Source organism: Kitasatospora sp. NPDC058115, assembly GCF_042884635.1.
GTDB lineage: Bacteria > Actinomycetota > Actinomycetes > Streptomycetales > Streptomycetaceae > Kitasatospora.
On record NZ_JBHVTL010000053.1, the window covers coordinates 1 to 26531 of the forward strand.

A 26531-nucleotide genomic window follows, 5' to 3' on the forward strand; every position below is an offset into this window, starting at 1 on the left:
CGGCGGCCTGCTGGCGGGCGGCCTCGGCGGCGGCCGGCGGCGCGGCGGCCGGCGGCGCGGCGAACGGCTCGGCGGGTGCGGGCGCGGGGGCGGGAACGGGCGTGGGCACCGGCGCGGCAGCGACGGCCTCGACCGGCTGCGGCTGAGGCTGCGGCTGCGGCGCCGCCTGGACGGGCGCCGGGGCCTGAACGGCGGGCGCCGCCACGACCGGTGCGGGCGCGGGCGCAGGTGCCGGCGCGGCCGCCGGCGTCTCCGCCGGAGCGGACGCCCCGCCCGGAGGCGGCGTCACCGGGGCACCCGGCGCGGCCGCGGCCGGATCCGGCGCCGGGGCACTCGCGGCGTCCGTCTGCACGTACCAGGACGGGGGAGTGTAGTCGGGCGCGTCGGACCAGTCGTCGTCGTCCTCCGCCGCGTTGTCGCCGACGTAGACGCCGTCCCGATCGCTGCTCACCTAGGCTCCCTCGTGTTCGCCGCCGCCTGTTCGCGGTGCCGTTGCCTTCTCACAGCCTAGGCCGTGGGCCACCCCCGGCTGAAGGCGGTGCTGCAACTCCGGACGGGCCGCGGACGGCCCCGGCGCGGCCCGCGGCCGGCCCTCCGGGGGTCAGTCCAGGCGCCGCGGACCGCCCAGGACCTGCTGTTCCGCCTGGCCGGCCACGATCCGCACGTACTGACGGTTCATCCGGGTCGTCCACAGCGTCAGATCGTCCGACAGGGACGGCAGTGCGGCCACCTCGCCGGTGCCGAGCGAGAGCACCCGGCCGATCAGTTCGGCCTCCTCCGGCATCACCCGCTGCACCCCGACCAGGTCGGCGCCGTTGAGCACCCGCACGGCGTTCGGCCCCAGGTGCGGCACCAGGGTCAGCACGGTCTGCCAGGGCGTGGCGGAGAGCCGGCTGCGCGGCGGACGGGCGCCGAGGTCGCGCACCACCAGCACCGGGGAGCCGACCGAGGCGCCCTGCGGGCCGAGCCGCCCGGGCTGGTGGACCGTCACGCACGGCTGCCCGCCGCCCGCGGCCTGCGCCATCGGGCCCCACAGGTGGGCACGGGCGGTCTCGACGGCGATCCGCGCGCCGGTGGCGGCCGCCCGCAGCGCGATGACCTGCGCCGTCCAGAGGCCGCCGACCAGCACCAGGTCGTGGGCGCTGGGCCGGAACAGGCCGAGCACGGCGGGGCGTCCCTGGTGCACGTCCTCGCCGATCAGCACGCCGTCGTCGCCGACCGGGAAGGACATCGCCTCCAGTTCGGCGAGGGTCAGCACGTGCTTCTCCCGGCGCGGGCCGCGCAGCCCGAAGCCGGGCAGCAGCCGGGGCCGGACCCGGGGCTGCGGCTCCGCGCCGCTCTGCGGGGCGGCGACGGGGTGGGTCCGGTACGCCATCAGGAAGCACCTCCCAGGGGCAGTGTGGCGAGGACGCCGGGGGCCTGCTCCAGGTCGAGCCGGGCCAGGCCGAGTCCGGCGCTCTGCGCCCGGGCCTCCACCTGCCGGCCGAGGTCGACGGCCTCGCTCTCGCTGCGCCCGGTCACCCGGACGTGGCCGCTGAGGGCCACCGAGCCTCCGGTGCCGTGACCGGCCGTCAGACTGAAGGTGCCGGCCAGGGCGGGCGCGCCGGTGACCAGGTTGACCAGGTCGGGGACGGCGATCCGGCCGGGGGCGCCGCCGGGGCGGCCGAGCTGCGGCCAGCGGGAGATCCAGTAGGTGCTGTGCCAGCGGTCGTCGACCCGCCAGAACCGGTTGGTCTCCTGGGTGCGCCGTCCGCTGCCGCCGCCGCTGCCGGTGCCCTGGCGGCCGGCCGTGGCCAGCGGGTTGACGCAGCTGGAGATGGCGAGGGCGGCGATCAGCTCGCGCTCGTCGAGCACCGTGACGTTGAAGCCGGCGCTGTTCAGCCGCCCGGCGAGCTGGTCGGTGACCCGCTGGAGCGCCTTGCGGGCGCCCTGCTCGCCGCCGCCGCGGGCGCGCACCGCGGTGGCCGCCCGTTCCGGGTCGAGCTTGAGCGCCACCCAGGTGAGCCGCAGCGCGGGGGTGGCCGTGCCGTCGGCGAGCTCCCGGTAGGCGCGGGCGGCCAGCGACTGTTCGGGCAGGTGCGGGGCGGGCGCCGGCTGGGTGTGCTGGACCAGCTGGACCGACTCCAGGGTGATGTCGTCGACCCGCAGCGCGGAGCAGAGCACGTCCAGCGGCAGCGGCCGGGCGGTGCGGGCCGGGCGCAGCGGCAGGTCCTTGGCCTGGACGAGCAGCACGGCGCTGAGGAAGGTGCCGTCGCCGACCATGCCGGTCTCCCGGCGCACCGGCCGCCCGCCGAAGTCGGTCTCGGTGGCGTGGGTGCAGGTGCGCAGCGCGGGTTCGAGTTCCAGGGCGGGGGCGAGCGCCGGGTCGGTGCCGGGTGCCGGGACGTGCGCCCGGGCGCGCTTGCGGCGGGCCTTGAGCGCGGCGCGCACCCGCAGCGCCTCGGGGATGGTGCGCCCGCGCAGCGGCACGATCGCGAGCACGACCAGCACCAGCGCGACGGCGCCGAAGCCGGCGGCGACCGGGCGGCTGATCGTCCAGCCGACCGCGACCAGCGCCACCGCGACCTCGACCAGCACGAGCTGCTGGAGCCTCAGCCGGCCGCCGAGCAGTCCGGGGCGGGGGTGGACGCGGACCGCGACGCGGCCGTCGGCGCCGCCGGAGCGGTCCCGGCGCGGGGCCCGGTCGGGGGCGGGGGAGCCGCCTGCGCCGGCCCGGTCGCGTCGTGCCGGGCGGCGTTCACCACTGCCCCGTGCCGTGCTCCGGCGTCCTGGAGCGGTCTGGCTTGGCATCCCCCGAGTGCCCCTTCCTGGTTCGGTTGTCGCGGCCCGGCTGGCCGGTGCGTGAACCGTACCCGTACCGTACTCACCGTCTGCTGCCGCATCGTAGAGGGTTCGAGCGCGTTCTCGCCCGGGGGGTGCGGGACACGGGGCAGGACGGTCCGACAGGGGAGACGACGAGGATGGCATCGCGCCGCGACGAGCTGAACGCCTACACCTTCGCCCGCAAGCGCACGGTCGCGGCCTTCCTGCTGCCCGGCGGCGGGGGGAGCGACGAGGACGCGCCGCGGCCGGTCAAGGCGGTCCTGCCGAGCGTGATCGTGGGCGCGCTGGTGGTCGGCGGCTTCGGCGTCTGGGGGGTGTTCAAGCCGAGCGCACCGGTGGGCTGGGACGAGGGCAAGTACATCGTCCAGGGCAAGCAGAGCACCACCCGGTACGTGGTGCTGACCGACCCGGACGGGAGGACCAAGCGGCTGCACCAGGTGCTGAACATGGCCTCGGCGCGGCTGGTGCTGCCGGTGGACTCCAAGGTCGTGGTGGTCGACGACGGCGTGCTGGACCGCTACCCCAACCACGGTCCGACGATCGGCATCCCGTACGCGCCGGACAAGCTGCCGAGCAAGGAGAACGCGAGCCGGCCGATGAAGTGGTCGGTCTGCGACCGCCCGGGCGACGAGCAGGGCAGCACCGTCGACCAGGCGGTGTTCGTGGCGGGCGGCGCGGACGCGGAGGCGCTCGGCGCGAGGGACCGGAAGCTGGACGTCGGCCAGGCGCTGCTGGTGCAGCAGGCGGACGACCCGCAGGTCGCCGCCTCCGGCCAGGGCGCGGGCCAGGGGAAGCTGAAGCTGTTCCTGGTGGACGACAAGGGCCGTCGGCACGCGATCGGCGGCCAGGGCGACTCGGACGCGACCCGCACCCAGCTGATGGGCGCGGTCTTCGGGCCGACCGCCGTCCCGCAGAAGGTGAAGAAGGACTGGCTGGAGACCCTGGTGCCGGGCAGCGACATCGTCTTCCCGAGGATCGACGGCCTGGTGCCGGACACCAAGGCCGCCAACTCCTCCGTACCGCTGCAGAACCCGGAGGACCGCAAGATCGGCCGGCTGGTCAGGTTCGGCGACAAGCACTACGTGGTGGGCAAGGACCGGCTGCTGCTGATCACCCCGTTCCAGGCGGAACTCATCCGGCAGAACCCGCTGTTGCAGCCGCTGTACAACCAGGACGCCAACCGGACCCCGCGGGTCGACGAGCTGACCCCGGCCGAGCACGCCCTGGTCAACAGCGACGTGCCGCTGATGGCCGAGGGCGCCGCCGACTGGCCAGTGGCCACGGGCGCCCCGGCCAACAACTGGAAGGCGCCGAAGGACGCGCGTCCGGTGGTCTGCAGCACCTTCGACGGGGTGGCGGAGGACGGCCGGACGCCGAAGCGCAGCGTCTGGGCCGGCCCCGACTACCCGGTGCGCTACAGCAACGGCACGGCCACCGCCCATGTGACGCCGGGTCACGGCCTCTTCTACCGGGCGCTGGACAACGCCGCGGAGGGCTCCGGCACCGACTTCCTCATCACCGAGACCGGGCTGCGCTACGCGGTGCCGGCCAGCAGCGAGGGCGGCAAGGGCGGCCAGACCACCGCGCCGGCCCAGCCGGGACAGCCGGCCGGCCAGGGCGGGGCGGCGAAGACCCCCGCCGCGCCGAGCGCGACGCCGTCCGGGCCGCCGCAGCCCGAGGAGGCGGGCGGCAACCAGGCCAGGCTCGGCTACCAGGGCCTCCAGCCGGCGCTGGTGCCGCAGCAGTGGTCGAACCTGGTCCCGGTCGGCCCGGCGCTCAACGCGAAGAGCGCGGCGCAGCAGCAGAACGTCTGACCGCCGGCCGGACGCCCGGCCGACGGCGCGGCGCCCGGCCGGGTGACGGAGCGTCCGGGGAGCCTCTGCCCGGGCGGCGCAAAGGAATTGGTCTCGATGTCATGGCTTGGTAACTGCCCGTCGCCCGGTGTTGGGTGAGCTGCGTGTGCCGACTACAGTGCTGCAGGACATCACACCGGTGATGCCCGGGGGCCGGAAAGCGACCCCCGGCCACGAGGTCTGTCTCATGGGGGACGGTAGAGCATGGGTCAGTTCAAGACGACCGCTCAGGAGATGCTGGCGTTCGCCAAGCACATGGACGAGGTCATCAACAAGATCAACACCGAGATCAACGGCCTCAACAACCTGGTGGGTTCCATCACCAGCGGTTGGCAGGGCCAGGCCGCGACGGCGTACACCAACCTCCAGGGCCAGTTCAACACGGACGCCCAGGAGCTGAACAAGTCGCTGCGCGCCATCAAGGACGCGATCGAGCTCACGACCCAGAAGTACTCGCAGGCCGACGCCGACCAGCAGGCGATCTTCGGTTCCGCCGCCGCCGGCGCCTGAGCCTCGGCTCCGTCCGTTCACCCCGCGACGCGCACCCCGGGTGACGGGGTGCCGCGCAGCCTCGACTAGGAGACATCGTGGCCGACCACATTCTCGTCAACTTCGAGACCATCAAGAGCGCCAGCGCGGAGGTCCGCCGGACCGCGCAGACCATCAAGGCGCAGCTGGAGGAGCTGAAGGGCGGCGTCACCAAGATCGCCGCGAGCTGGGAGGGCGCCGCCCAGCAGGGCTACCAGGCCCACCAGACCAAGTGGGACGATCGTGCCGGGCACCTGCAGCTGGTGCTGGAGCAGATCGCCAAGTCGCTGGACGACGCGGCCACCAGCTACCACAACACCGAGAGCCGCAACGCCACCCTCTGGACCGGCTGACGGCTCGCGCCGGACCCGGCGCGCCGTAGGGCGGGTGCCCCCTCGCGGGCACCCGCCTTTGGCGCGCGAGCGTGCAACCAGGTGGACGACATGAGGGGTGGCAGGGTGCCGGTGGTCAGGTACCGGACGGCGGCCGCGGCGGCGGCCGCGCTCGCGCTGCTGGGCGGCCCGCTGACGGTGCCGGCGGCGGCGGACGGGCCGGGCATCTCGGCCGCGGGGGAGTGCGGCAAGAACGCCCAGGACGTGCAGACCGTGCCGTGGTCGCTCCAGCGGATGGTGCTGGACGAGCTCTGGCAGGGCGGCACGGTCACCGGCGCCGGGGTGCTGGTCGCGGTCATCGACACCGGGGTGGACGACCAGAACCCGCAGCTCGCCAACAAGGTCCTCGACGGCGGTTCGCTGCTCAAGGACAAGGAGGGCAAGCAGGTCGAGGGCGGCGGCAAGGACGACCGGGTCGGCCACGGCACCAAGGTCGCGGGCATCATCGCGGCCGCCCGCAGCGAGCGGACCGGCTTCGTCGGGATCGCCCCGGGCGCCACGGTCCTGTCGATCCGGCAGAACGACGCCGAGGGCAACGGTGACGTGCACTCGCTGGTCGCGGCCGTCAACTCGGCGGTCCAGCAGGGCGCCAAGGTCATCAACATCTCCCAGGACGTGCGCGGCGCCGGTGACACCCGGTTCGTCGGCTACGAGGAGCTGAAGGCCGCGATCGACAACGCGGAGAGCCGCGGGGTGGTGGTGGTCGCCTCCTCCGGCAACGACGGCCAGAAGGGCGACACCTATCCGGCGGCGTTCCGCACGGTGCTCGCCGTCGGCGCCTCCGACCGCAACAACGAGCGCACCTACTTCTCCCAGTACGGCGACTTCGTGGACGTCGCGGCCCCCGGCGTCGACATGCTCTCCACCGTCCCGCGCGCCGGGCAGTGCGTCGACAACGGCACCAGCTTCGCCGCGCCGTACGTCTCCGGGCTGGCGGCGCTGCTGGTCGGCGCGCACCCGGACTGGAAGCCCGGCCAGGTGCGGGCCTGGATCGAGCAGACCGCGCAGCGCACCGACCGCAAGGCGAACGAGTACATCGGCTGGGGCGTGGTCGACCCGGTGAAGGCGGTGACCACCGCGCCCGCCGCACCGGCCGACCGCCCGGTGGAGGACCCGCCGGTCGAGCTGGCCTCCGCGTCGATCGTGCCGCGCCCGCTCGGCCTCGGCGAGACCCAGGCCGACCGCGACGGCCGCACCGCGACCTACGTGCTGGGCATCGGCGCCCTGCTGGTCGCCCTGCTGATCGGCGGCGGCGTGGTGCTCCGCGACCACCGCCGGCGCACCTGACGGGGGCCCCGGCCGGGCGCCGGGAAGAACTCCGGGCCCGGCTGTAACATCCGGCCCCGGTCACCGCATCGAAGGAGTGTCGACGGCGGTGATCGGGGAGGGCGTGGGGGGATGGGCCGGAGCGCTGGCGCACGCGCGGCGAAGGACGCGGAGTTCCTGGAACTCGTCTCGGGACACACCGGACGGTTGTACCGCTCGGCCTGCCTGCTCACCGGCGGGGACACCCACGGGGCCGAGGACCTCGTCCAGGAGGCCCTCGGCCGGATGTACGTGCTGTGGCGCCGCAAGGCGTGGACCGGCGGGCGCCACCGGGTCGACAACCCCGGCGCCTACGCGCACACCGTGATGGTGCGGGTGTTCCTCGCCCAGAAGCGCCGCCGGTCCAGCGGTGAGCACCCCACCGACCGGCTGCCCGAGTCCGCGGGCCACGAGGCGGACGGGGCGCTGCGGCTCACCCTGCTCGACGCGCTCGGCGGGCTGTCCGTCCAGGACCGGGCGGTGCTGGTGCTGCGCTACTGGGAGGACCGCAGCGTCGAGGAGACCGCCGAGGTGCTGAGGCTGTCCTCGGGCGCGGTCCGCACCCGGACCTCCCGGGCGCTGGCGCGGTTGCGCGGGCGGCTCGGCGACTCGCTGGCCGAACTGACGGCCCGCTGACGGCACGACCCGACCGCCCGCTGCGGGGGTCCGCCACCGGCCCCTGTCCCGTGACCGAAGGAAACGGTGATCACGCATGTCGGCCTCCGACAGCTTCGAGGATGATCTGCTCCGCGCGATGACCCGCACGGGCGAGGCCTTCCACCCGCAGGGCCCGGCCGGGCTCGCGGCCGGCGGACTGGCCCGCGGCCGCCGCCGCTGGCGCCGCCGCTCGGCCCTCGCCGCGGTGGGCGGCGCGGCCGCGCTGACCCTGGTGGGTGCCGGCGCCGTGTACCTCACCGGTGGCTCCCCGGCCGCCTCGGGCCCGGCCCCGGCGGCGAGCGGCAGTGCCCCGGACTCCGGCGCCCCCGCCCCCGGGCCGTCCACGGCGGCCCCCAGCGCCGCCTCCGGTGCCGCGGCGGTCGGCGGCGAGGAACTGCTCGCCGCCTTCCGGGCGATGCTGCCCGAGGGCCAGGTCGGCGAGGCCGAGGCGTCCGGAACCGGCGACGACGGCCGGCCCGGCGGCGGCGGGAGCCCCGGGGCCTCGCTGGTCCTCGACGACGGCAGGGGCAAGGCCATGATCACCGTCTCGGTGGCCAGGGTCGCCGGGAACGACCCGCGCCGGGCGGACAGCGGCTGCCCCGACCGGAAGCTGGTCCCCTACGACGCCTGCACCACGACCCCGCTGCCGGGCGGTGGCGCGCTGACCCTGTTCCAGGGCTACGAGCAGCCGCGCCCCCGGGGCGACACCAAGTGGTGGTCGGCCAGGCTGACCGGCGAGGACGGCCGGCTGATCGAGCTGAGCGAGTGGAACGCCCCGCAGCGCAAGGGGGTGCCGGTCTCCCGGGCCACCCCGCCGCTGAGCCCCGAGCAGCTCAGGGCGGTCGTCACCGACGGGTTCTGGGACCGGGTGGTCGCCGCCCTGGCGGAGCCGTACGGGCCGGACGGCACCGGCGGCCCGTACGGCGGGCAGGAGATCCTCGCGACCGTCGCCGAGCTGCTCCCGGCCGGGCTCAAGCGGAGCGAGGCCGACGGCGGCGATGCCTTCGCGAGCCTCGTGGTGAACGACGGCAGGGGCAGGTCGCTGGTGGAGCTCAACGTCGACGACTGGAGCGGGCCGCGGCACACCGAGCCGTTCGGGGGGTCGGAGACCACGCCCGACGGGACCCAGGTGAAGTTCCGCAAGCAGCCGGGCAACCCGGTGAAGTGGACGGCCGAGGCGCTGCACCCGGACGGCCTGCGGGTGGCGGTCAGCGCCTACAGCAGCGGTGCCCAGGGCGCCGCGTCCACCCGCACCGCGCCGGCGCTGACCGTCGAGCAGCTGAAGGCGATCGCGGCCAGCCCGGAGTGGAAGCTCAAGCGGTAGCCCGCGGACGCGGCAGTGCCCCGGGCCAGGGGGAGCCCGGGGCACTGCCGTGTGGGGGAGGGGGAGGGTTCGGGGGGAGGATCAGGCCTGCTGGTCCTCGGGGAGGCTGATCACCCAGTGGGTGTCCTGGCGGGGGCGCAGGTAGAACAGCCAGTAGAGGGTGGCGACGGCGGTGATGCCGCCGGTCCACAGCAGCGGGACCACGTCCAGCTGGGTGATGACGTAGCCGAGGACCACGATCAGCACCACCGGGACGGCCGGCCACAGCGGCATCCGCCAGGCGGCGGCGTGCTTGTGGTGCTTGCGGCGGGAGAGCAGCGCGGCGATCGCGACCAGCAGGTACATCCCGGTGACGGCGACGCCGGTGATCTCGCTGAGCAGCTCGCCCTTGACGTAGCAGAGCGCGGCGCCCGGCAGGCCGACGGCCAGGGTGGCGATCCACGGGGAGCCGAACCGGCCCAGGGTGCCGAAGGCCTTGTTGACCGGGCCGGGCCACGCCTTGTCGCGGGCCGAGGCGAACAGCACCCGGGAGTTCTGGATGACCATGACGATGCCGGCGTTGATGATGGCCAGCGCGACGCAGAGGCTGATGAAGGTGCCGACCGCGGAGTTGCTCCAGGCGGTGACCATGCCGGAGATGTCGCCGGAGCTCAGCGTCGCCAGGTCGGGGGCGCCCATGGTGATGGCGGCGACCGGGACGAGCAGGATCGCGGCGGAGATCCCCAGCGTCCACAGCACGGTGCGGGAGACGTTGCGGCGCGGGTTCTCCAGCTCCTCGGAGAGGTAGACGGCGGTGGAGAAGCCCTGGGTGATGAAGAGCGCGATGCCGAGGGCGCCGATGATCGCGCCGATGCTCACCGTGGTGGTGACGCCGTCCTCGCCGGTGACCACGCCGTGCAGCATGCTGGGCGCCCCGCCGTTGGCGTGGGCGAAGCCGAGCACCGACACCACGCCGGCCGCGACGACCTCCAGGACCAGGAAGATGCCGGTGATCCAGGCGTTGGCGCGCAGGTCCAGCAGGCCGGCCAGGGTGGCGGCGAGCATCACCGCCGCGCCGGCCAGGGGCTTGTCGACGTGCAGCACGGGGGCGAGGTAGTCGGCGGTGCCGAGGGCGATGACCGAGGGGACGATCATCACCACGATCAGCGAGAGCACGAAGACCAGCCAGCCGGCCAGGCGTCCGGCCAGGGTGCCGACCATCGCGTACTCGCCGCCGGCGCTGGGGATCAGGGTGCCGAGCTCGGAGTAGCAGAAGGCGACCGCGATGCAGAGCACCGAGCCGATCGCGATGGCGAGCGCGGTGGCGCTGCCGATGCTGGAGAACAGCTCCGGGACGATCACGAAGAGCGTGGAGGCCGGGGTGACGCAGGACAGCGTGAGCAGCGTGCCGCCGACGACGCCGATCGAGCGCTTGAGCTGCTGCTGCGGGGCGCCGGGCGCGCCTGCGACGGCCGCGGCGGAGGCCGCGGGGGCGGGCGGGCGAAGCGTGTCGGTCATGAGGCATCCGATCGGCTCTGTGCTGGTCCTGGAGAGGGAGCGGTATCGCCTCCGCTGGCTGACTGGCTCGGTGTCTGGTCCTGTCGCTCCCGGGCCGCCATGGAACCTTGGCCGGAATGATCGAGTCAATCGCGAAAGGGCTTCGGAATCCGTTGCCGTGAAGCGCATAAACATGCGATCCGATGATCACTGATCGTCATCACTATGCATGTCCGACTTGTTACTTTCGCTTCATCGCGCTGGAATCCAAGGTGAACGGCGGTTTACGTGCGCGCATTCCAAGGTGCTGTCCGGATGCGGGCGCAGGTCGGCCGGAGGCCTCGACGGCCCCGTCAAGCCCCGGTCCGGGTACGGGAACCGCAGCCCCCCGGCGGAAAGATCTAGGTAACGTTTCAGCACCCGGGATGCCGGAAGGGGCCGGATCCGAGGACCCGACCCCTTCGAACACGCTGCGTCACGAGAGACCGGCCGCTACGGCGCCGGCAGCCAGCCCGTCTGCACCATCTGCCCGCTGGTCACCCGGCGCGAGACGAACACGCCCCGGCCCGGCGGCAGCGCCTGCGGCTTGACGGTGCCCAGCAGCGGGCCCTCGTCCCGGTTGCCGGACAGCAGCACGCCCTGGCCGCCCAGCTCGCGCATCCGCTGCATGAACGGCTCGTACAGCGAGCGCCCGGCGCCGCCCGCGCTGCGCGCGACGATCACCCGCAGGCCGATGTCCCGCGCGAACGGCAGGAACTCCGCGAGCGCCGCCAGCGGGTTGCCCGAGGAGGTCGCCACCAGCTCGTAGTCGTCGACCACCACGAACATGTCCTTGCCGCTGTACCAGCTGCGGTTGCGCAACTGCTCGGCGGTCACGTCCGGCCCGGGCAGCCGGCGCGCGCAGGCCCCGCGCAGCATCTCGACCACGCTCGACATGGCCGGCTGCGCGGCCGCGTACTCCACCAGGTACTCCGGCGGGACGACGCCGAGCAGCGCCCGCCGGTAGTCGCCGACCACGATGCCGGCCTGGTCCGGGGTGTAGCGCTCGGTGATCTGCTTGACGAGCATCCGCAGCAGCGCGGACTTCCCGGACTCGGTGTCGCCGAAGACGATGAACAGCGGGTCGGTCTCGAAGTTGACGAAGGCCGGCGCCAGCTCCGCCTCGTCCACGCCGAACGCGACGCCCCGCTCCGGGTGCTCGAAGCCCTTCGGCAGCGCGTGTCCGTCCAGCACCGCCGGCAGCATCCGCACCTGCGGCGCACGCGGGCCCGTCCACGCCCCGGCGACCGCCGAGACCAGCCCGGCCACGCCGTTCTGCAGGTCCTCCACCGAGCCGGAGCCGTCGAGGCGGGGCAGACCGGTGAGGAAGTGCAGCCGGTCCGCGGTGACGCCGCGGCCCGGGACGGCCGGCACGTTCTGCGCCACCCGGCGGTCCACCTCGGACTCCATGGAGTCGCCGAGCTTCAGCTCGGTCCGGTTCTGCAGCAGGTCCTTGAGCGCCGGGCGGACCTCCGCGTACCGGGCCGCGGTGACGATCAGGTGGACGCCGTAGCCCAGGCCCCGCTGGGCGATGTCGCCGATGACCGGCTCCAGCGCCTCGAACTCCTGCTTGAAGGTGTTCCAGCCGTCGATCACCAGGAAGACGTCGCCGAACTGCTCCTCCGGCAGCGCGCCGGAGGCCCGGCGGGCCCGGTAGGTGCCGATCGAGTCGATCCCCGTGGCGCGGAACAGCTCCTCGCGGCGGTTCAGCACGCCGTGCACCTCGGAGACCATCCGGCGCACCTTCTCGGCGTCCAGCCGCCCGGCCACCCCGCCGACCTGCGGCAGCTCCTGGAGCGACTGGAAGCCGCCACCGCCGAAGTCCAGCAGGTAGAACTGCACCTCCAGCGGGGTGTGGGTGAGCGCGAACGAGGCCACCGTGGTGCGGATCACCGTCGACTTGCCGGAGCGCGGACCGCCGACCACCAGGCCGTGACCGGCCGCCGCCGAGTAGTCGTGGTCGAGGATGTCGCGCTTCTGGTCGCGCGGCTTGTCGACGATGCCGACCGGCACCCGCAGCCGGCCCAGCGCCCCGTACTGCGGCGCGGTCAGGCCGCGCTCGGCGGTCGCCTGGAGCGGCGGCAGCAGCTGGTCCACGCTCGGCGGGGCGTCCAGCGGCGGCAGCCACACCTGGTGCGCGGCCGGGCCCTGGCCCGTCATCCGCTGCACGAACACGTCGAGCACGGTGTCCGCCAGGGCGTCGTCCGGCTCCTCGGCGATCGGCTCGACCTCCTGCACCAGCGGCTCGGTCACCGGCACCTCGGCCGCGGTGAACCGCACCGGCCGCGCGGTCACCAGCCGGCCGCCGGTCGACCGCTGCTGCCCCGGCGCCCGGTACGGCCCGGAGACGTACGCCGCCTTGAACCGCTCCATCACGTCGGTGCCGAACTTCAGGTAGCCGACGCCCGGCACCGGCGGCAGGTGGTACGCGTCCGGGACGCCGATCGCCGCCCGCGACTCGGCCGCCGAGAAGGTGCGCAGACCGATCCGGTAGGAGAGGTAGGTGTCCAGCCCGCGCAGCTTGCCCTCCTCCAGACGCTGCGAGGCCAGCAGCAGGTGCACCCCGAGGGACCGGCCGATCCGGCCGATCTGGATGAACATGTCGATGAAGTCGGGCTTGGCGGTGAGGAGTTCGGAGAACTCGTCGATGATGAGCACCAGCGACGGCAGCGGGTCCAGCGCCGCGCCGGCCGCCCGGGCCCGCTCGTACTCGTGGATGTTCGCGTAGTTGCCGGCCCGGTGCAGCAGCTCCTGGCGCCGGTTGAGCTCGCCCTCGATGGCGTCCCGCATGCGGTCGACCAGGGTGAGCTGGCCCTCCAGGTTGGTGATCACCGCGGAGGTGTGCGGCATGTCCGCCATGCCCGCGAAGGTCGCGCCGCCCTTGAAGTCGGCGAGCACGAAGTTCAGCGTCTCCGAGGAGTGCGTCATCGCGAGGCCCAGCACCAGGGTGCGCAACAGCTCGGACTTGCCGGAGCCGGTCGCGCCGACGCACAGGCCGTGCGGGCCCATGCCCTCCAGCGCGGCCTCCTTGATGTCCAGGTACACGTGCTCGCCGCCGGCCCCGACACCGATCGGCACCCGCAGCCGCTCGTGCTGGGCCCGCTGCCGCCAGCTGCGGGTGACGTCGAAGGAGCCCGGGTCGCCGGAGTTCATCAGGTCGGTGAAGTCCAGGTTGGACAGCAGCGGTTCGTCGTCGCCGCCGGCCGAGGCCCGGTACGGCGCCAGCTGCCGGGCGAGCGCCTCGGACTGCCACGCGGACAGGGTGTCCGGGGTGCCGGCGTAGGTGGCGCCGGAGGCCGAGCGCAGCACCAGCTCGTCGGGCGAGACCGTGACGACCAGGTGCCCGGACGGCTCGTCCAGGTCGCCCGGGACCACCTCGACGATGGTCACCCCGTGCACGCCCTCCGCACCGGCCAGCAGCGAGTCGTGCGGCACCGAGGCGCCGTCCATCACGACGACGACGTGCGGCTGGTCGGGCGCCGGCGCGGCGTCCCGGACGAACCGCTGACGGCCGGCGAGCTCGTCCTGCAGCAGCAGTTCCAGCTCGCCGAGGCCGGTGGCGATCAGCCGGCGCGAACCGGCGCCGTCGCTCTCCTTGCGGTGCTGGTTGTGCGGGAGCCACTTGGTCCACTCCCACTCGTCCACCGCGCCGGGCGCGGCCGCCACCGTGATCAGCAGGTCGTCCGGCGAGTGCAGGGTGGTCAACTGGGCGATCATCGCCCGGACGTTGCCGTAGACGGTGTCCGGGTCCCCGCAGACCGTGATGTGGTAGAAGGCGCGCAGCGAGATCGCCAACGGCAGGTCCTGGAGGGTGCCGTGGGCCTTCAGGAAGGTCTGCATCGCGGCCGCCGACAGCGGCTCCAGCTCGTCCATCGGCGCGGTCTGCGGCGCCACCAGCGGGGTGGACAGCTGCACCGGTCCGCGGCCGACCCGTATCTGCGCGAAGTCGCCGTCCCCGGAGCGCCGTTCCCAGAGCCGGCGGCCGTCCGCGACGATCGACCAGAGCTGGTCCGGCTCGGGGTTCAGGAACAGCTGGGCGCCGCGCTGGCGCTCGGCGGTCCGGCGCACCTGACGGCGCATCTGCTGCAGGTACTTGAGGTAGTCGCGCCGTTCGTCCGCGGTGGCCGAGGAACCGCCCTTGCGGGCCCGGACGATCTGGGCGAGCGCCATGCCGACCGTCGAGACGATCATCAGACCGCCCATGATCTTCATCGGCGCCTGGGCGCCCGGCGAGAAGAAGAACACCGCCGATCCGCCCATGCCGAGCATCGGCAGGATGCTCATCACCCAGTCCTCGCCGCCCGACCGGGGCAGCTCGGGCGGGGGGACCATCTCCACCGGCTCGTCCGGCACCGCGGGCGGATAGGCCCGGGGCGGCCGCTTGACGGTGATCACGCCCATGCGCGCCCCACCCCCCGACCACGAACGCTTCGCTCGATCACCACGGCATCAGCCCTCACGCCACTGGATACGTACGGGTGAGGGCGCCCCGTGTGACGCCGCCCCCGCTCCGCCGACCGCAGGCACCCGGGGAGACGCGCGCCGCCCCCGCCGCCCTGCGCAGGGGGCCGATCCTACTGGGACCCCGGCCCCGCGGGGCCGCCCGCCCTCCACGGGGCCGGACACGAACCGAGCGGGTAGGGTAACGCCGCGCCAACTCGTGGCCCCGCCGGGCCGGTTCCGCCCGGCCGGCGCCGGCGCGTCAGCCAGACCGACCAGCCGCCGGTACCGCGGCACCGTCATCAAGGGGGAGCGCCCAGTGCGTCGAGCGAACGAGGTGCGGGCATGACGACGCCCGCCACGACCGGCTTCTGCCGGGTCACCGTCGTCGCCCCGGACAGCCGGATCGACGTCGCCCTGCCCGAGGACGTCCCGCTCGCGGACGTCTACCCCGAGGTGCTGCGCCTCTCCGGCCAGACCCAGCCCGACGGCGTCCCCACCGGCTTCCACCTGGTCCGCCGCGACGGCACCGTGCTCGACGGCAGCCGCTCGCTCGCCGCCCAGCAGGTGCGCGACGGCGACCTGCTCAGCCTGCGCCCGTTCGCCGAGTCGCTGCCGCCCGCCGTCTACGACGACGTCGCCGACGCCATCGCCACCGCCGGCGAGACCGACCGCCGGTTCTGGGGCCCCGAGCTGATGCGCGCCTTCGGCCTCATCGGCACCGGCGTGCTGCTCACCCTGCTCGGCTTCGCGCTCTGGTTCGCCGACCTGCGCCACGACATGCACGGCCTGCCCGGGGTGATCTCCGGCGTCGTCGCCGTCGTGCTCACCGCCCTCGCCGGCGTCCGCGCCCGGGTCTACCGGGACGCCTGGGCCGGCCTCGCGCTCGGCCTCGGCGCCCTGCCCCACGCCCTGATCGCCGGCAGCGGCGTGCTCGCCCCCACCGGTGGCCCGCTGGACGGCCCCGGCCGGCTGCAGTTCCTCACCGGCTGCGTCGCCGTCCTGGTGGTCGCCGTCCTGCTGGTCGGCCTGCTGCCCGAGAAGGACTCGCTGTTCGTCGCCGCCGCCTTCCTGGCCGCGGCGGGCGCGCTGGCCACCTTCGCCGCCGTGCTGCTGCCCGGCACCCCGGCCGACCACATCGCCGCCGTCACCGGCGTCGCCGCCGTCGCCGCGATCGGCTTCCTGCCCGGCCTGTCCGCCCGCTTCGCCCGGCTGCCCGTCGGCTACAGCGCCCCCGGCCAGACCCGGGCCCGCGGCCGCGACCACGACGAGGACGCCGCCCGCGCCGAACTCGTCCAGTACGAGCGGATCGCCCACCAGGCCCGCCGCGGCCACGAGGTGCTGGTCGGCCTGGTCGGCGGCTGCGCCGCGGTGATCGTCGGCGCCTGCGCGGTGCTCGGCTTCACCGACGAGACCTTCCCCGAACTGCTCGCCCTGGTCCTCGGCCTGGCCACCATGCTCCGCGCCCGGCTGTTCCGCTACAGCGCGCAGGTCTTCAGCCTCACCGTCGCCGGCCTGTTCGGTCTGTCCCTGCTGATCGTCGGCCTCTCCCTGCACACCCCGCAGTTCGTGCTGCGGGCCGGGATCGGCTCCACCGACGCCGACCTGCGCACCGTCTGGCTGGCCGCCTCGATCGCCTTCGGCGCCGCGGTGCTCACCGCGATCGCCCTGGTGGTGCCGCGGCTGGGCGTCTCCCCGTTCTGGGGGCGCATCCTGGACCTGCTCGACAGCCTCACCCTGATGTCGCTGGTGCCGCTGGTGCTGGCCGTCCTCGACGTCTACCGGCTGGTCCGCGGCGCCACCGGCTGACCGGCCCGCCGGGGCCGCCCGACGGCGGTGCCGGAGGCACTGGTACGCTTGGCCTCCGAGCGCAGCCGTGTGTCCGCCCCCGGGTGGGGCGAGGACCGGCGGCCGTGCTCGTCACGACACCGAGTTCTCCCAGAGTCCTGTGCCGTAGACCAGGACCGCTCGGTATCACCTCGAAGGAGTTGCAGTGGCTCTCGCCTCTGACGTGAAGAAGCAGATCATCGCCGAGTTCGGCCAGAAGGAGGGCGACACCGGCTCCCCCGAGGTCCAGGTGGCCATGCTCTCCCGCCGCATCTCGGACCTGACCGAGCACCTCAAGTCGCACAAGCACGACCACCACTCGCGCCGCGGCCTGCTGATCCTGGTCGGCCAGCGCCGTCGTCTGCTGCAGTACCTGGCCAAGAAGGACATCGAGCGCTTCCGTACGCTCGTCGACCGCCTGGGCATCCGCCGCGGTGCCGCCGGCGGCGCCCGCTGAGAACGCCGCTCGGGGCGGCTCCCCACACCGGGGAGCCGCCCCTCGCGCGTATGCCGCGGCGGTACGGCCGGGGCGCCCACCGGGGCGTCCGAACGCAACGACCGTGCATAACAACTCGCGCGCACCTCCCCAGGTGGCCGAGGATTGCACCGTAGGGTTGTGGGCATGCCGGGTGATGGCGCCGCAAGCGCGCCACCAGGCAGCAGAACCCGACCCCCGCGGGACGAAGGCTTCAAACGGAAGCCGCCCGCATCCGAGAGAGCGTCCAGACGCGGACCGCCCGTCCGGACCCGGCCGGCCGAGAGGCGCCGGTCCTCGGTAGTGGCCGCCGGAGGCCCCGCCCATCGAAGCGGGGTGCACCGGAGGCTTCGATCGAAGACCGGCCCGACCGTCCAGGGTCAACACGCAGGCGATGCGCGGGGACGCTCTCCCGGAAGACGTACGAAAGAGGAGATCTTCCAGGTGGAAGAGAACGTGTTCTACGCCGAGGCCGTGATCGACAACGGTTCCTTCGGCACCCGTACCATCCGCTTCGAGACCGGCCGTCTGGCCCGTCAGGCGGCCGGCTCCGCCGTCGCCTACCTGGACGACGACACCATGGTGCTGTCGGCCACCAGCGCGTCCAAGCAGCCGAAGGAGCACTTCGACTTCTTCCCGCTGACGGTGGACGTCGAGGAGCGGATGTACGCCGCCGGCCGCATCCCCGGCTCGTTCTTCCGTCGTGAGGGCCGGCCCTCCGAGGACGCGATCCTCACCTGCCGCCTGATCGACCGCCCGCTGCGCCCGTCCTTCGTCAAGGGCCTGCGCAACGAGGTCCAGGTCGTCGTCACCGTGATGGCGCTGAACCCGGACCACCTGTACGACGTGGTGGCCATCAACGCCGCCTCCGCCTCCACCCAGCTGGCGGGCCTGCCGTTCTCCGGCCCGATCGGCGGCGTGCGCGTCGCGCTGATCAACGGCCAGTGGGTCGCCTTCCCGACCCACAGCGAGCTGGAGTCGGCCGTCTTCGACATGGTCGTGGCCGGCCGCGTCCTGCCGGACGGCGACGTCGCGATCATGATGGTCGAGGCCGAGGCCACCGACAAGACCATCAAGCTGGTCGAGGGCGGCGCCGACGCGCCGACCGAGGAGATCGTCGCCTCCGGCCTGGAGGCCGCGAAGCCGTTCATCAAGGTCCTGTGCGCCGCGCAGTCGCAGCTGGCCGCCCAGGCCGCCAAGCCGACCGGCGAGTTCCCGGTCTTCCTGGACTACCAGGACGACGTGCTCGCCGCGCTGACCGCCGCCGTCAAGGACGAGCTCGCCCAGGCCCTGACCATCGCGGGCAAGCAGGAGCGCAACAACGAGCTGGACCGCGTCAAGGCGCTGGCCGCCGAGAAGCTGCTGCCCGAGTTCGAGGGCCGCGAGAAGGAGATCAGCGCCGCCTACAACGCGCTGACCAAGAAGATCGTCCGCGAGCGCGTCATCAAGGACAAGGTCCGCATCGACGGCCGCGGCGTCACCGACATCCGCACCCTGGCCGCCGAGGTCGAGGCCATCCCGCGGGTGCACGGCTCGGCCCTGTTCGAGCGCGGCGAGACCCAGATCCTGGGTGTCACCACGCTGAACATGCTCCGCATGGAGCAGCAGCTGGACACGCTCTCCCCGGAGACCCGCCGCCGCTACATGCACAACTACAACTTCCCGCCGTACTCGGTCGGCGAGACCGGCCGCGTCGGTTCGCCGAAGCGCCGCGAGATCGGCCACGGCGCGCTGGCCGAGCGGGCCATCCTGCCGGTGCTGCCGACCCGCGAGGAGTTCCCGTACGCCATCCGCCAGGTCTCCGAGGCGCTCGGCTCCAACGGCTCCACCTCGATGGGCTCGGTCTGCGCCTCCACCATGTCGCTGCTGAACGCCGGTGTGCCGCTGAAGGCCGCCGTCGCCGGCATCGCCATGGGCCTGATCTCCCAGGAGATCGACGGTGAGACCCACTACGTGACCCTCACCGACATCCTCGGTGCCGAGGACGCGTACGGCGACATGGACTTCAAGGTCGCCGGTACCCGCAACTTCATCACCGCCCTGCAGCTGGACACCAAGCTCAACGGCATCCCGGCGTCGGTGCTGGCCGCCGCGCTGAAGCAGGCCCGCGACGCCCGCCTGCACATCCTCGACGTGATGAACGAGGCCATCGACTCCCCGGACGAGATGTCCCCGAACGCGCCGCGCATCATCACCATCAAGATCCCGGTGGACAAGATCGGCGAGGTCATCGGCCCCAAGGGCAAGATGATCAACCAGATCCAGGAGGACACCGGCGCCGAGATCACGATCGAGGACGACGGCACCATCTACATCGGTGCCGCCGACGGCCCGGCCGCCGAGGCCGCCCGCACCACGATCAACCAGATCGCCAACCCGACCATGCCGGAGGTCGGCGAGCGCTACCTGGGCACCGTGGTCAAGACCACGACCTTCGGTGCCTTCGTCTCGCTCATGCCGGGCAAGGACGGTCTGCTGCACATCTCGCAGATCCGCAAGCTCGCCGGCGGCAAGCGCGTGGAGAACGTCGAGGACGTCCTCGGCGTCGGCGCCAAGGTGCAGGTCGAGATCGCCGAGATCGACCCGCGCGGCAAGCTCTCGCTGATCCCGGTCATCGAGGGCGAGGAGAACGCCGAGGCCGCTTCCGAGTGAAGCGCCGCTAGCTGAACCCAGCGGCCCGCACGCCCCCAGCGGCGTGCGGGCCGCACCCTGTTGTCCCGCGCTCCCGACGGACCGCTTTTTTCTACGGAGGTACCCCCGTGGCCCAGGCCTCGGCGGCGACGCAGCGCCCCGGCACGACCCGGACCCTGCTGAAGGGCGCGGACGGCGCCGGAACCGTGCGCCGCACCGTCCTCCCCGGCGGCCTGCGCGTCGTCACCGAGACCCTGCCGACGGTGCGCTCCGCGACCTTCGGCATCTGGGTCGGCGTCGGCTCGCGGGACGAGACCCCGCAGCTCAACGGCGCCACGCACTACCTGGAGCACCTGCTCTTCAAGGGCACCGAGCGGCGCAGCGCGCTGGACATCTCGGCCGCCCTGGACGCGGTCGGCGGCGAGATGAACGCCTTCACCGCCAAGGAGAACACCTGCTACTACGCGCGGGTGCTCGACACCGACCTGCCGCTGGCCATCGACGTGGTCTGCGACATGCTCACCGGCTCGCTGATCCGCCCCGAGGACGTCGAGGCCGAGCGCGGCGTCATCCTCGAAGAGATGGCGATGGCCGAGGACGACCCGGGTGACGTCGTCCACGACCTCTTCGCCAAGGTGATCTTCGGCAACGGCCCGCTCGGCCGGCCGATCCTCGGCACCCAGGAGACCGTCCGGGGGCTCAGCCGCGACCAGATCGCGAACTTCTTCCACCGCCGCTACCGGCCCGAGCACCTGGTCGTCGCCGCGGCCGGCAACCTGGACCACCGCAAGGTCGTCCGGCAGGTCGAGCGGGCCTTCGCGCCGCTGCTCGCCAAGTCCGACGCCGCCCCCGCCGAGCCCCGGCGCGGCGTGAAGGCGCTGCGGACCGCGGGCCGGGTCGAGGTGCTCAACCGGGCCACCGAGCAGGCCCACCTGGTGCTGGGCGTGCCCGGCGTGCCCCGGCACGACGAGCGCCGCTGGGCGATGGGCGTGCTCAACGCGGCCCTCGGCGGCGGCATGAGCTCCCGGCTGTTCCAGGAGGTCCGGGAGAAGCGCGGCCTGGCGTACTCGGTGTACTCGTACTCCTCCTCCTACGCGGACAGCGGCCTGTTCGGCATCTACGCCGGCTGCCAGCCCAAGCGGGTCGAGGAGGTGTTGCGGATCTGCCGCGAGGAGCTCGCCAAGGTGGTCGCCGAGGGCATCACCGAGGAGGAGCTGCAGCGCGCGATCGGCCAGATCTCCGGCTCCACCGTGCTCGGCATGGAGGACACCGGCTCGCTGATGAACCGCATCGGCAAGGCCGAGCTCAGCTACGGCCACCACCTGTCGGTCGACGACATGCTGGGGAAGATCGCGGCGGTGACCCTGGAGGACGTCCACGAGGTCGCCCGTGATGTGCTGGGCGCGTACCGGCCGTCGCTGGCGCTGATCGGTCCGGTCAACGACAAGCGGGCCGCGAAGCTCGCCGACCTGCTGGTGTGAGAGGACTTTCGCTATGACGCTGCGTGTCGCCGTGATCGGCGCCAAGGGACGGATCGGCTCGGAGGCGGTCAAGGCCGTGGAGGCCGCCCCCGACCTGGAGCTGGTCGCCGCCCTCGGCCGCGGGTCCGACCTGGCGGAGCTGACCCGGGCCGGCGCCCAGGTGGCCGTCGAGCTGACCCATCCGGACGCGGTGATGGGCAACCTCGACCACTGCCTGCGCCACGGGATCCACGTGGTCACCGGCACCACCGGCTGGACCGACGAGCGGCTGGCCACCGTGCGCGGCCTGCTCGACGAGGCGCCGGAGCTCGGCCTGCTGATCGCGCCGAACTTCTCGATCGGCGCGATCCTCGGCATGAAGTTCTCGCAGATCGCCGCGAGGTACTTCGAGTCGGTCGAGGTCGTCGAGATGCACCACGACGGCAAGGCGGACGCCCCCAGCGGCACCGCCGCCCGCACCGCCCAGCTGATCGCCGCCGCCCGCGCGGAGGCCGGCCGGCCGCCGCAGCAGGACCCGACCACCCACAGCCTGCCCGGCGCCCGCGGCGCCGACGTCGACGGGGTGCCGGTGCACTCGGTGCGGCTGCGCGGCCTGCTCGCCCACCAGCAGGTGATGTTCGGCGACACCGGCGAGACCCTCACCATCCGGCACGACTCGCTGCACCACAGCAGCTTCATGCCGGGCATCCTGCTCGGCGTGCGCAAGGTCGTGGAGACGCCCGGGCTCACCCTGGGCCTCGAACACTTCCTGGACCTGTGAGCCCGGCATGACCTCCCGTACCGGTTTCTTCGTCCTCGCCGGCGTGCTGGCGCTGGTCGCGCTGATCTGCGTCGGCGAGGGCGTCCAGCTGATCGCGACCGGCAAGCCGCTCGGCATCGGCCTGGGCCTGTGCGCCTTCGTCGTCCCGGTCATCGGCCTCTGGTTCCTGCGCCAGACGGTCCGCTTCGGCCGGGACAGCGAGCGGCTCGCCCGTGAGCTGGAGGCCGAGGGCGGTCTGCCCGTCGACGAGCTGAAGCGCACCGAGGGCGGGCGGATCGACCGCGCCTCGGCCGACGAGGTGTTCGCCCGCCGCAAGGCCGAGGCCGAGGCCGCCCCCGGCGACTGGCGGGTCTTCTTCCGCCTGGCGGTCGCCTACGCCGACGCCGGCGACGTGCCGCGCGCCCGCAAGACCATGCAGCACGCGATCCGGCTGCACCGCACCACCGGCACCACCGGCACCACCACCAACAAGCCTGCGAGGAGTAGCGCGTGAGCGACGACACGACGGCCCCCCGGTTCCGCGGCGACGTCACCGTGGACCTGGTCCGCAGTGCCGCCGACGACTCGGACGTCATCTGGGCGGCCCGGGTCTCGACGGCGGGCGAGCAGTCCCTGGAGGCGCTCCAGCAGGACCCGGAGAAGTCCAAGGGCCTGATCAACTTCCTGATGCGGGACCGGCACGGCACGCCCTTCGAGCACAACTCGATGACCTTCTTCATCAGCGCGCCGATCTTCGTCTTCCGCGAGTTCCACCGCCACCGCAGCGGCTGGTCGTACAACGAGGAGTCGGGCCGCTACCGCGAGCTGCAGCCGGTCTTCTACGTGCCGGCCGAGGAGCGCCGGCTGGTCCAGCAGGGCCGGCCGGGCCGCTACGAGTTCGTCGAGGGCACCCCCGAGCAGCACGCGACCGTCACCGCCTCGATGGAGGCCGCCTACCGCGAGGCGTACGGGCGCTACCAGGAGATGCTGGAGGCCGGCGTGGCCCGCGAGGTCGCCCGTGCGGTGCTGCCGGTCGGGCTCTACTCGTCGATGTACGCGACCTGCAACGCCCGCTCGCTGATGCACTTCCTGTCGCTGCGCACCAAGCGGGAGAACTCGGCGGTGCCGTCGTTCCCGCAGCGCGAGATCGAGATGGTCGCCGAGCGGATGGAGGAGCAGTGGGCCGAGCTCATGCCGCTCACCCATGCGGCCTTCGAGAAGCACGGCCGGGTCGCCCCCTGACCTGCGGCGACGGGCATCCGGGGAGAGTGTCTGGCATGTCTGGATTGCGGCCTATCTGACCTCTCCCTACGCTCGTGAACACGGATTCCGGTGCTGCTTGAACCCCCGAGCACGCAGCACCGGAATCCCACGTCCCCGCTGCTGGAACCGCTGGAACCGCCTCCGCGGAGGCGCTGCGCGGCCGCTTCGCAGCCGGGCCCACCGCCGCGGCCGTCCGAACCGTGGACCGGCCTGGGTGCCGCCCCACCGCCTACGAGTAGTTTTGGACGCATGGCTCCGACCTCCACCCCCCAGACGCCCTTCGGGCGGGTCCTGACCGCGATGGTGACACCGTTCACCGCCGACGGCGGCCTCGACCTCGACGGCGCCCAGCGCCTCGCCGCGCACCTCGTCGACTCCGGCAACGACGGCCTCGTCGTCAACGGCACCACCGGGGAGTCCCCGACCACCAGTGACGCCGAGAAGGCCCAGCTCGTCCGCGCCGTGGTGGAGGCGGTCGGGGACCGGGCCCACGTGGTGGCCGGGGTCGGCACCAACGACACCCGTCACAGCGTGGAGCTGGCCCGCCAGGCCGAGGCGGCCGGCGCGCACGGCCTGCTGGCGGTCACGCCGTACTACAGCAAGCCCCCGCAGGAGGGCCTGTACCGGCACACCGTGGAGATCGCCGACGCCACCGGGCTGCCGGTCATGCTGTACGACATCCCCGGTCGCAGCGGCGTCGCGCTGAGCCACGAGACGCTGGTCCGGCTGGGCGAACACCCGCGGATCGTCGCCAACAAGGACGCCAAGGGCGACCTCGGCGCCGCCGCCTGGGCCATCGCCCGCTCCGACCTCGCCTGGTACTCCGGTGACGACATCCTCAACCTGCCGCTGCTGTCGGTCGGAGCCGTCGGTGTCGTCAGCGTGGTCGGTCATGTGGTCGCCGGCGAGCTGCGGACCATGGTCGAGGCCTACCTGGCCGGCGATGTGGCCAAGGCCACGGCGGTCCACCAGCGCCTGCTGCCGGTGTTCACCGGTATCTTCCGCACCCAGGGCGTCATCCTCGCCAAGGCCGCGCTCGGGCTCCAGGGCCTGCCCGCCGGCCCGCTGCGGCTGCCCCTGGTCGGCGCGACTCCCGAGGAGATCGCCCAACTGAAGAAGGATCTCGCCGACGGCGGGGTAGACCTCTAACAGACACAGACGTGCGCGCCCCGGCTCGCCGGACCCTCACGGGCCCGCCGCTGGACCGGACCGAAGGCGCGAGAGCACCGACCTGGTAGGAAAACGACACTGAGAACGCACGCCATATGTCTCGCGGGGGAGGACCCCGGACATATGGCGTGCGTCGTGAGGAGAGTCTTTTGAGCCACCCGCATCCCGAACTCGGCGCGCCGCCGGCCCTGAAGGCGGGCGCCCTGCGCATCACCCCGCTCGGCGGTCTCGGCGAGATCGGCCGCAACATGACGGTCTTCGAATACGGGGACCGCATTCTCATCGTCGACTGCGGCGTCCTCTTCCCCGAGGACGAGCAGCCCGGCGTCGACCTGATCCTCCCGGACTTCAGCTACATCCGGGACCGCCTCGACAAGATCGACGGCATCGTCCTCACGCACGGCCACGAGGACCACATCGGCGCCGTCCCGTTCCTGCTCCGGGAGAACCCGGACATCCCGCTGATCGGGTCGAAGCTCACCCTCGCGCTGATCGAGGCCAAGCTCGCCGAGCACCGCATCCGCCCGTACGTGCTGGAGGTCGCCGAGGGCGACCGCGAGCGGATCGGCCCCTTCGACTGCCAGTTCATCGCGGTCAACCACTCCATCCCGGACGCGCTGGCCGTCGCCGTGCGCACGCCCGCCGGCATGGTCGTCGCCACCGGTGACTTCAAGATGGACCAGCTGCCGCTCGACGGCCGGCTCACCGACCTGCCGACCTTCGCCAAGCTGGCGGAGGAGGGCATGGACCTGCTGCTGGTGGACTCCACCAACGCCGAGGTCCCCGGCTTCATCCCGCACGAGCGGGACATCTCGGCCGCGCTGCGAAACGTTTTCGCGAACGCCGAGAAGCGCATCATCGTGGCCTCGTTCGCCAGCCACGTGCACCGCATCCAGCAGGTGCTGGACGCCGCGCACGAGTACAAGCGCAAGGTCGCCTTCGTCGGCCGCTCGATGGTCCGCAACATGGGCATCGCCCGCGACCTCGGGTACCTGAAGGTCCCCGGCAACATGGTCGTCGACGTCAAGCAGCTGGACGACCTGCCGGACAAGGAGGTCGTGCTGATCTGTACCGGCTCGCAGGGCGAGCCGATGGCCGCGCTGTCCCGGATGGCCAACCGCGACCACCAGATCCGCATCGTCGAGGGCGACACCGTCGTCCTGGCGTCCTCGCTCATCCCGGGCAACGAGAACGCCGTCTACCGGGTCATCAACGGCCTGACCCGCTGGGGCGCCAAGGTCGTGCACAAGGGCAACGCCAAGGTGCACGTCTCCGGCCACGCCTCGGCCGGCGAGCTGCTGTACTTCTTCAACATCTGCAAGCCGCGCAACCTCATGCCGGTGCACGGCGAGTGGCGCCACCTGCGGGCCGCGGCCGACCTCGGCATCGCGACCGGTGTCCCGCGCAACCGGGTGGTCATCGCGGAGGACGGCGTCTGCGTCGACCTGGAGGACGGTGTCGCCCGCATCGTCGGCAAGGTGCAGGCCGGCTACGTCTACGTCGACGGCTCCTCGGTCGGTGACATCACCGAGGCCTCGCTCAAGGACCGCCGGATCCTCGGCGAGGAGGGCTTCATCTCCTGCTTCGTGGTGGTCGACTCCGCCAACGGCAAGATCGTCGGCGGTCCGACCATCCAGGCCCGCGGCTCCGGCATCGACGACGCCGCGTTCGTCCCGGTCGCGGCCAGGCTGCAGGAGGCCCTCGACCGCTCGGCGAGCGACGGTGTCCTGGAGATCCGCCAGGTCCAGCAGCTCGTCCGCCGGACCATCGGCAAGTGGGTGGCCGACAACTACCGTCGCCGCCCGATGATCCTCCCGGTCGTGGTCGAGGTCTGAGCCCTCCCGGCCTGATTTGACGTGGGGCAACCCGGTGCGTAATGTTCTCCGGGTTGCCCCACGGGACGGCCCCCAGTCGAAGTCCTCGAAACGAAATTCGAGAACGGAGCGGGAAAACGGCCCGAGAAACTCTGATAGAGTTCGGGAGCGCCGAAAGGCCGAAGCGAATCGGACGAAAGAAACTCCGGAAAACGGAGCGGAAAACATCTGATAAGCTGGAAACACGAAAGAACGAAGCGCCCGGAGGGCCGGTGTGAAAGCCGCCCGATGGAA

General features: G+C 72.9%; 19 protein-coding genes and 1 pseudogene. 15 read left to right on the forward strand and 5 right to left on the reverse strand.

From position 1 onward, the window contains the following. From ACFVVL_RS34490 to eccE, 3 genes and pseudogenes are all read right to left on the reverse strand, one after another. A pseudogene (locus ACFVVL_RS34490) lies at positions 1-451 on the reverse strand (MinD/ParA family protein); the annotation flags it as partial. Between the two features lie 150 nt (positions 452-601). Beyond that, positions 602-1375, reverse strand: coding sequence for a hypothetical protein (locus ACFVVL_RS34495; RefSeq protein WP_380292279.1), 774 nt, complete (start codon positions 1373-1375; stop codon positions 602-604). Continuing rightward, complete coding sequence (gene eccE, locus ACFVVL_RS34500) at positions 1375-2790, reverse strand: type VII secretion protein EccE (RefSeq protein ID WP_387682382.1); 1416 nt, start codon at positions 2788-2790, stop codon at positions 1375-1377. Before eccE ends, ACFVVL_RS34495 begins: the two co-directional genes overlap by 1 nt. A gap of 170 nt (positions 2791-2960) precedes the next feature. Here eccE and ACFVVL_RS34505 point away from each other — a divergent pair, with 170 nt between their 5' ends. The 6 genes from ACFVVL_RS34505 (at position 2961) to ACFVVL_RS34530 (ending at position 8882) form a co-directional block, all read left to right on the forward strand. After that, positions 2961-4637, forward strand: a complete 1677-nt coding sequence (locus ACFVVL_RS34505; RefSeq protein WP_387682385.1) for a type VII secretion protein EccB — start codon at positions 2961-2963, stop codon at positions 4635-4637. Positions 4638-4880: 243 nt separating this feature from the next. After that, positions 4881-5186, forward strand: coding sequence for a WXG100 family type VII secretion target (locus tag ACFVVL_RS34510; RefSeq protein ID WP_380292285.1), 306 nt, complete (start codon positions 4881-4883; stop codon positions 5184-5186). A gap of 77 nt (positions 5187-5263) precedes the next feature. Beyond that, positions 5264-5557 carry a WXG100 family type VII secretion target gene (locus tag ACFVVL_RS34515; protein ID WP_387682388.1) on the forward strand — a complete coding sequence of 98 codons (294 nt, stop codon included), beginning with the start codon at positions 5264-5266 and terminating at the stop codon, positions 5555-5557. A 90-nt stretch (positions 5558-5647) separates the two neighbouring features. Continuing rightward, positions 5648-6883 (forward strand): type VII secretion-associated serine protease mycosin, encoded by a 1236-nt coding sequence (gene mycP, locus ACFVVL_RS34520; RefSeq protein ID WP_387682391.1) that lies wholly within the window; start codon positions 5648-5650, stop codon positions 6881-6883. A 111-nt stretch (positions 6884-6994) separates the two neighbouring features. Further along, positions 6995-7537 (forward strand): SigE family RNA polymerase sigma factor, encoded by a 543-nt coding sequence (locus tag ACFVVL_RS34525; RefSeq protein WP_380292291.1) that lies wholly within the window; start codon positions 6995-6997, stop codon positions 7535-7537. Between the two features lie 76 nt (positions 7538-7613). Beyond that, positions 7614-8882 carry a hypothetical protein gene (locus tag ACFVVL_RS34530; protein ID WP_387682395.1) on the forward strand — a complete coding sequence of 423 codons (1269 nt, stop codon included), beginning with the start codon at positions 7614-7616 and terminating at the stop codon, positions 8880-8882. Between the two features lie 81 nt (positions 8883-8963). On the opposite strand, the gene ACFVVL_RS34535 is transcribed toward ACFVVL_RS34530, so the two are convergent. Then, complete coding sequence (locus tag ACFVVL_RS34535; protein WP_380292294.1) at positions 8964-10379, reverse strand: APC family permease; 1416 nt, start codon at positions 10377-10379, stop codon at positions 8964-8966. 471 nt (positions 10380-10850) lie between these two features. Then, entirely contained in the window at positions 10851-14798 is a 3948-nt protein-coding gene (eccCa, locus tag ACFVVL_RS34540; protein WP_387682398.1) for a type VII secretion protein EccCa, read from the reverse strand. A gap of 384 nt (positions 14799-15182) precedes the next feature. Between eccCa and eccD the strand changes: the two genes are divergently transcribed. The 9 genes from eccD (at position 15183) to ACFVVL_RS34585 (ending at position 26258) form a co-directional block, all read left to right on the forward strand. After that, entirely contained in the window at positions 15183-16646 is a 1464-nt protein-coding gene (gene eccD / locus ACFVVL_RS34545) for a type VII secretion integral membrane protein EccD (RefSeq protein WP_387682401.1), read from the forward strand. A gap of 184 nt (positions 16647-16830) precedes the next feature. Then, complete coding sequence (gene rpsO, locus ACFVVL_RS34550; RefSeq protein WP_209416808.1) at positions 16831-17121, forward strand: 30S ribosomal protein S15; 291 nt, start codon at positions 16831-16833, stop codon at positions 17119-17121. Positions 17122-17583: 462 nt separating this feature from the next. Then, on the forward strand, positions 17584-19791 hold the full coding sequence (locus tag ACFVVL_RS34555) for a polyribonucleotide nucleotidyltransferase (RefSeq protein WP_380292300.1): 2208 nt from the start codon (positions 17584-17586) through the stop codon (positions 19789-19791). A gap of 107 nt (positions 19792-19898) precedes the next feature. Beyond that, entirely contained in the window at positions 19899-21251 is a 1353-nt protein-coding gene (locus ACFVVL_RS34560) for a M16 family metallopeptidase (protein ID WP_387682405.1), read from the forward strand. Positions 21252-21264: 13 nt separating this feature from the next. Further along, the gene (dapB, locus tag ACFVVL_RS34565) at positions 21265-22011 is read left to right on the forward strand and encodes a 4-hydroxy-tetrahydrodipicolinate reductase (protein WP_380292304.1); all 747 of its coding nucleotides are present in this window, start codon (positions 21265-21267) and stop codon (positions 22009-22011) included. 7 nt (positions 22012-22018) lie between these two features. Beyond that, the gene (locus tag ACFVVL_RS34570) at positions 22019-22504 is read left to right on the forward strand and encodes a hypothetical protein (protein ID WP_380292306.1); all 486 of its coding nucleotides are present in this window, start codon (positions 22019-22021) and stop codon (positions 22502-22504) included. Continuing rightward, positions 22501-23232, forward strand: a complete 732-nt coding sequence (gene thyX, locus ACFVVL_RS34575) for an FAD-dependent thymidylate synthase (protein ID WP_387682409.1) — start codon at positions 22501-22503, stop codon at positions 23230-23232. Before ACFVVL_RS34570 ends, thyX begins: the two co-directional genes overlap by 4 nt. Before the next feature lie 270 nt (positions 23233-23502). Continuing rightward, positions 23503-24402: a 4-hydroxy-tetrahydrodipicolinate synthase gene (gene dapA / locus ACFVVL_RS34580; RefSeq protein WP_380292310.1), complete on the forward strand. Its 900-nt coding sequence runs from the start codon at positions 23503-23505 to the stop codon at positions 24400-24402. A 170-nt stretch (positions 24403-24572) separates the two neighbouring features. Beyond that, positions 24573-26258 (forward strand): ribonuclease J, encoded by a 1686-nt coding sequence (locus tag ACFVVL_RS34585; RefSeq protein ID WP_380292312.1) that lies wholly within the window; start codon positions 24573-24575, stop codon positions 26256-26258. The last annotated feature ends 273 nt before the right edge of the window (positions 26259-26531 follow it).

What these genes read in the sequence shown, in the direction of transcription:
- ACFVVL_RS34495 (WP_380292279.1), bottom strand. Translation starts at nt 1,375, where the DNA reads ATGGCGTACCGGACCCACCCCGTCGCCGCCCCGCAGAGCGGCGCGGAG.
- eccE (WP_387682382.1), bottom strand. Translation starts at nt 2,790, where the DNA reads ATGCCAAGCCAGACCGCTCCAGGACGCCGGAGCACGGCACGGGGCAGT.
- ACFVVL_RS34505 (WP_387682385.1), top strand. Translation starts at nt 2,961, where the DNA reads ATGGCATCGCGCCGCGACGAGCTGAACGCCTACACCTTCGCCCGCAAG.
- ACFVVL_RS34510 (WP_380292285.1), top strand. Translation starts at nt 4,881, where the DNA reads ATGGGTCAGTTCAAGACGACCGCTCAGGAGATGCTGGCGTTCGCCAAG.
- mycP (WP_387682391.1), top strand. Translation starts at nt 5,648, where the DNA reads ATGAGGGGTGGCAGGGTGCCGGTGGTCAGGTACCGGACGGCGGCCGCG.
- ACFVVL_RS34525 (WP_380292291.1), top strand. Translation starts at nt 6,995, where the DNA reads ATGGGCCGGAGCGCTGGCGCACGCGCGGCGAAGGACGCGGAGTTCCTG.
- ACFVVL_RS34530 (WP_387682395.1), top strand. Translation starts at nt 7,614, where the DNA reads ATGTCGGCCTCCGACAGCTTCGAGGATGATCTGCTCCGCGCGATGACC.
- ACFVVL_RS34535 (WP_380292294.1), bottom strand. Translation starts at nt 10,379, where the DNA reads ATGACCGACACGCTTCGCCCGCCCGCCCCCGCGGCCTCCGCCGCGGCC.
- eccCa (WP_387682398.1), bottom strand. Translation starts at nt 14,798, where the DNA reads ATGGGCGTGATCACCGTCAAGCGGCCGCCCCGGGCCTATCCGCCCGCG.
- eccD (WP_387682401.1), top strand. Translation starts at nt 15,183, where the DNA reads ATGACGACGCCCGCCACGACCGGCTTCTGCCGGGTCACCGTCGTCGCC.
- dapB (WP_380292304.1), top strand. Translation starts at nt 21,265, where the DNA reads ATGACGCTGCGTGTCGCCGTGATCGGCGCCAAGGGACGGATCGGCTCG.
- ACFVVL_RS34570 (WP_380292306.1), top strand. Translation starts at nt 22,019, where the DNA reads ATGACCTCCCGTACCGGTTTCTTCGTCCTCGCCGGCGTGCTGGCGCTG.
- dapA (WP_380292310.1), top strand. Translation starts at nt 23,503, where the DNA reads ATGGCTCCGACCTCCACCCCCCAGACGCCCTTCGGGCGGGTCCTGACC.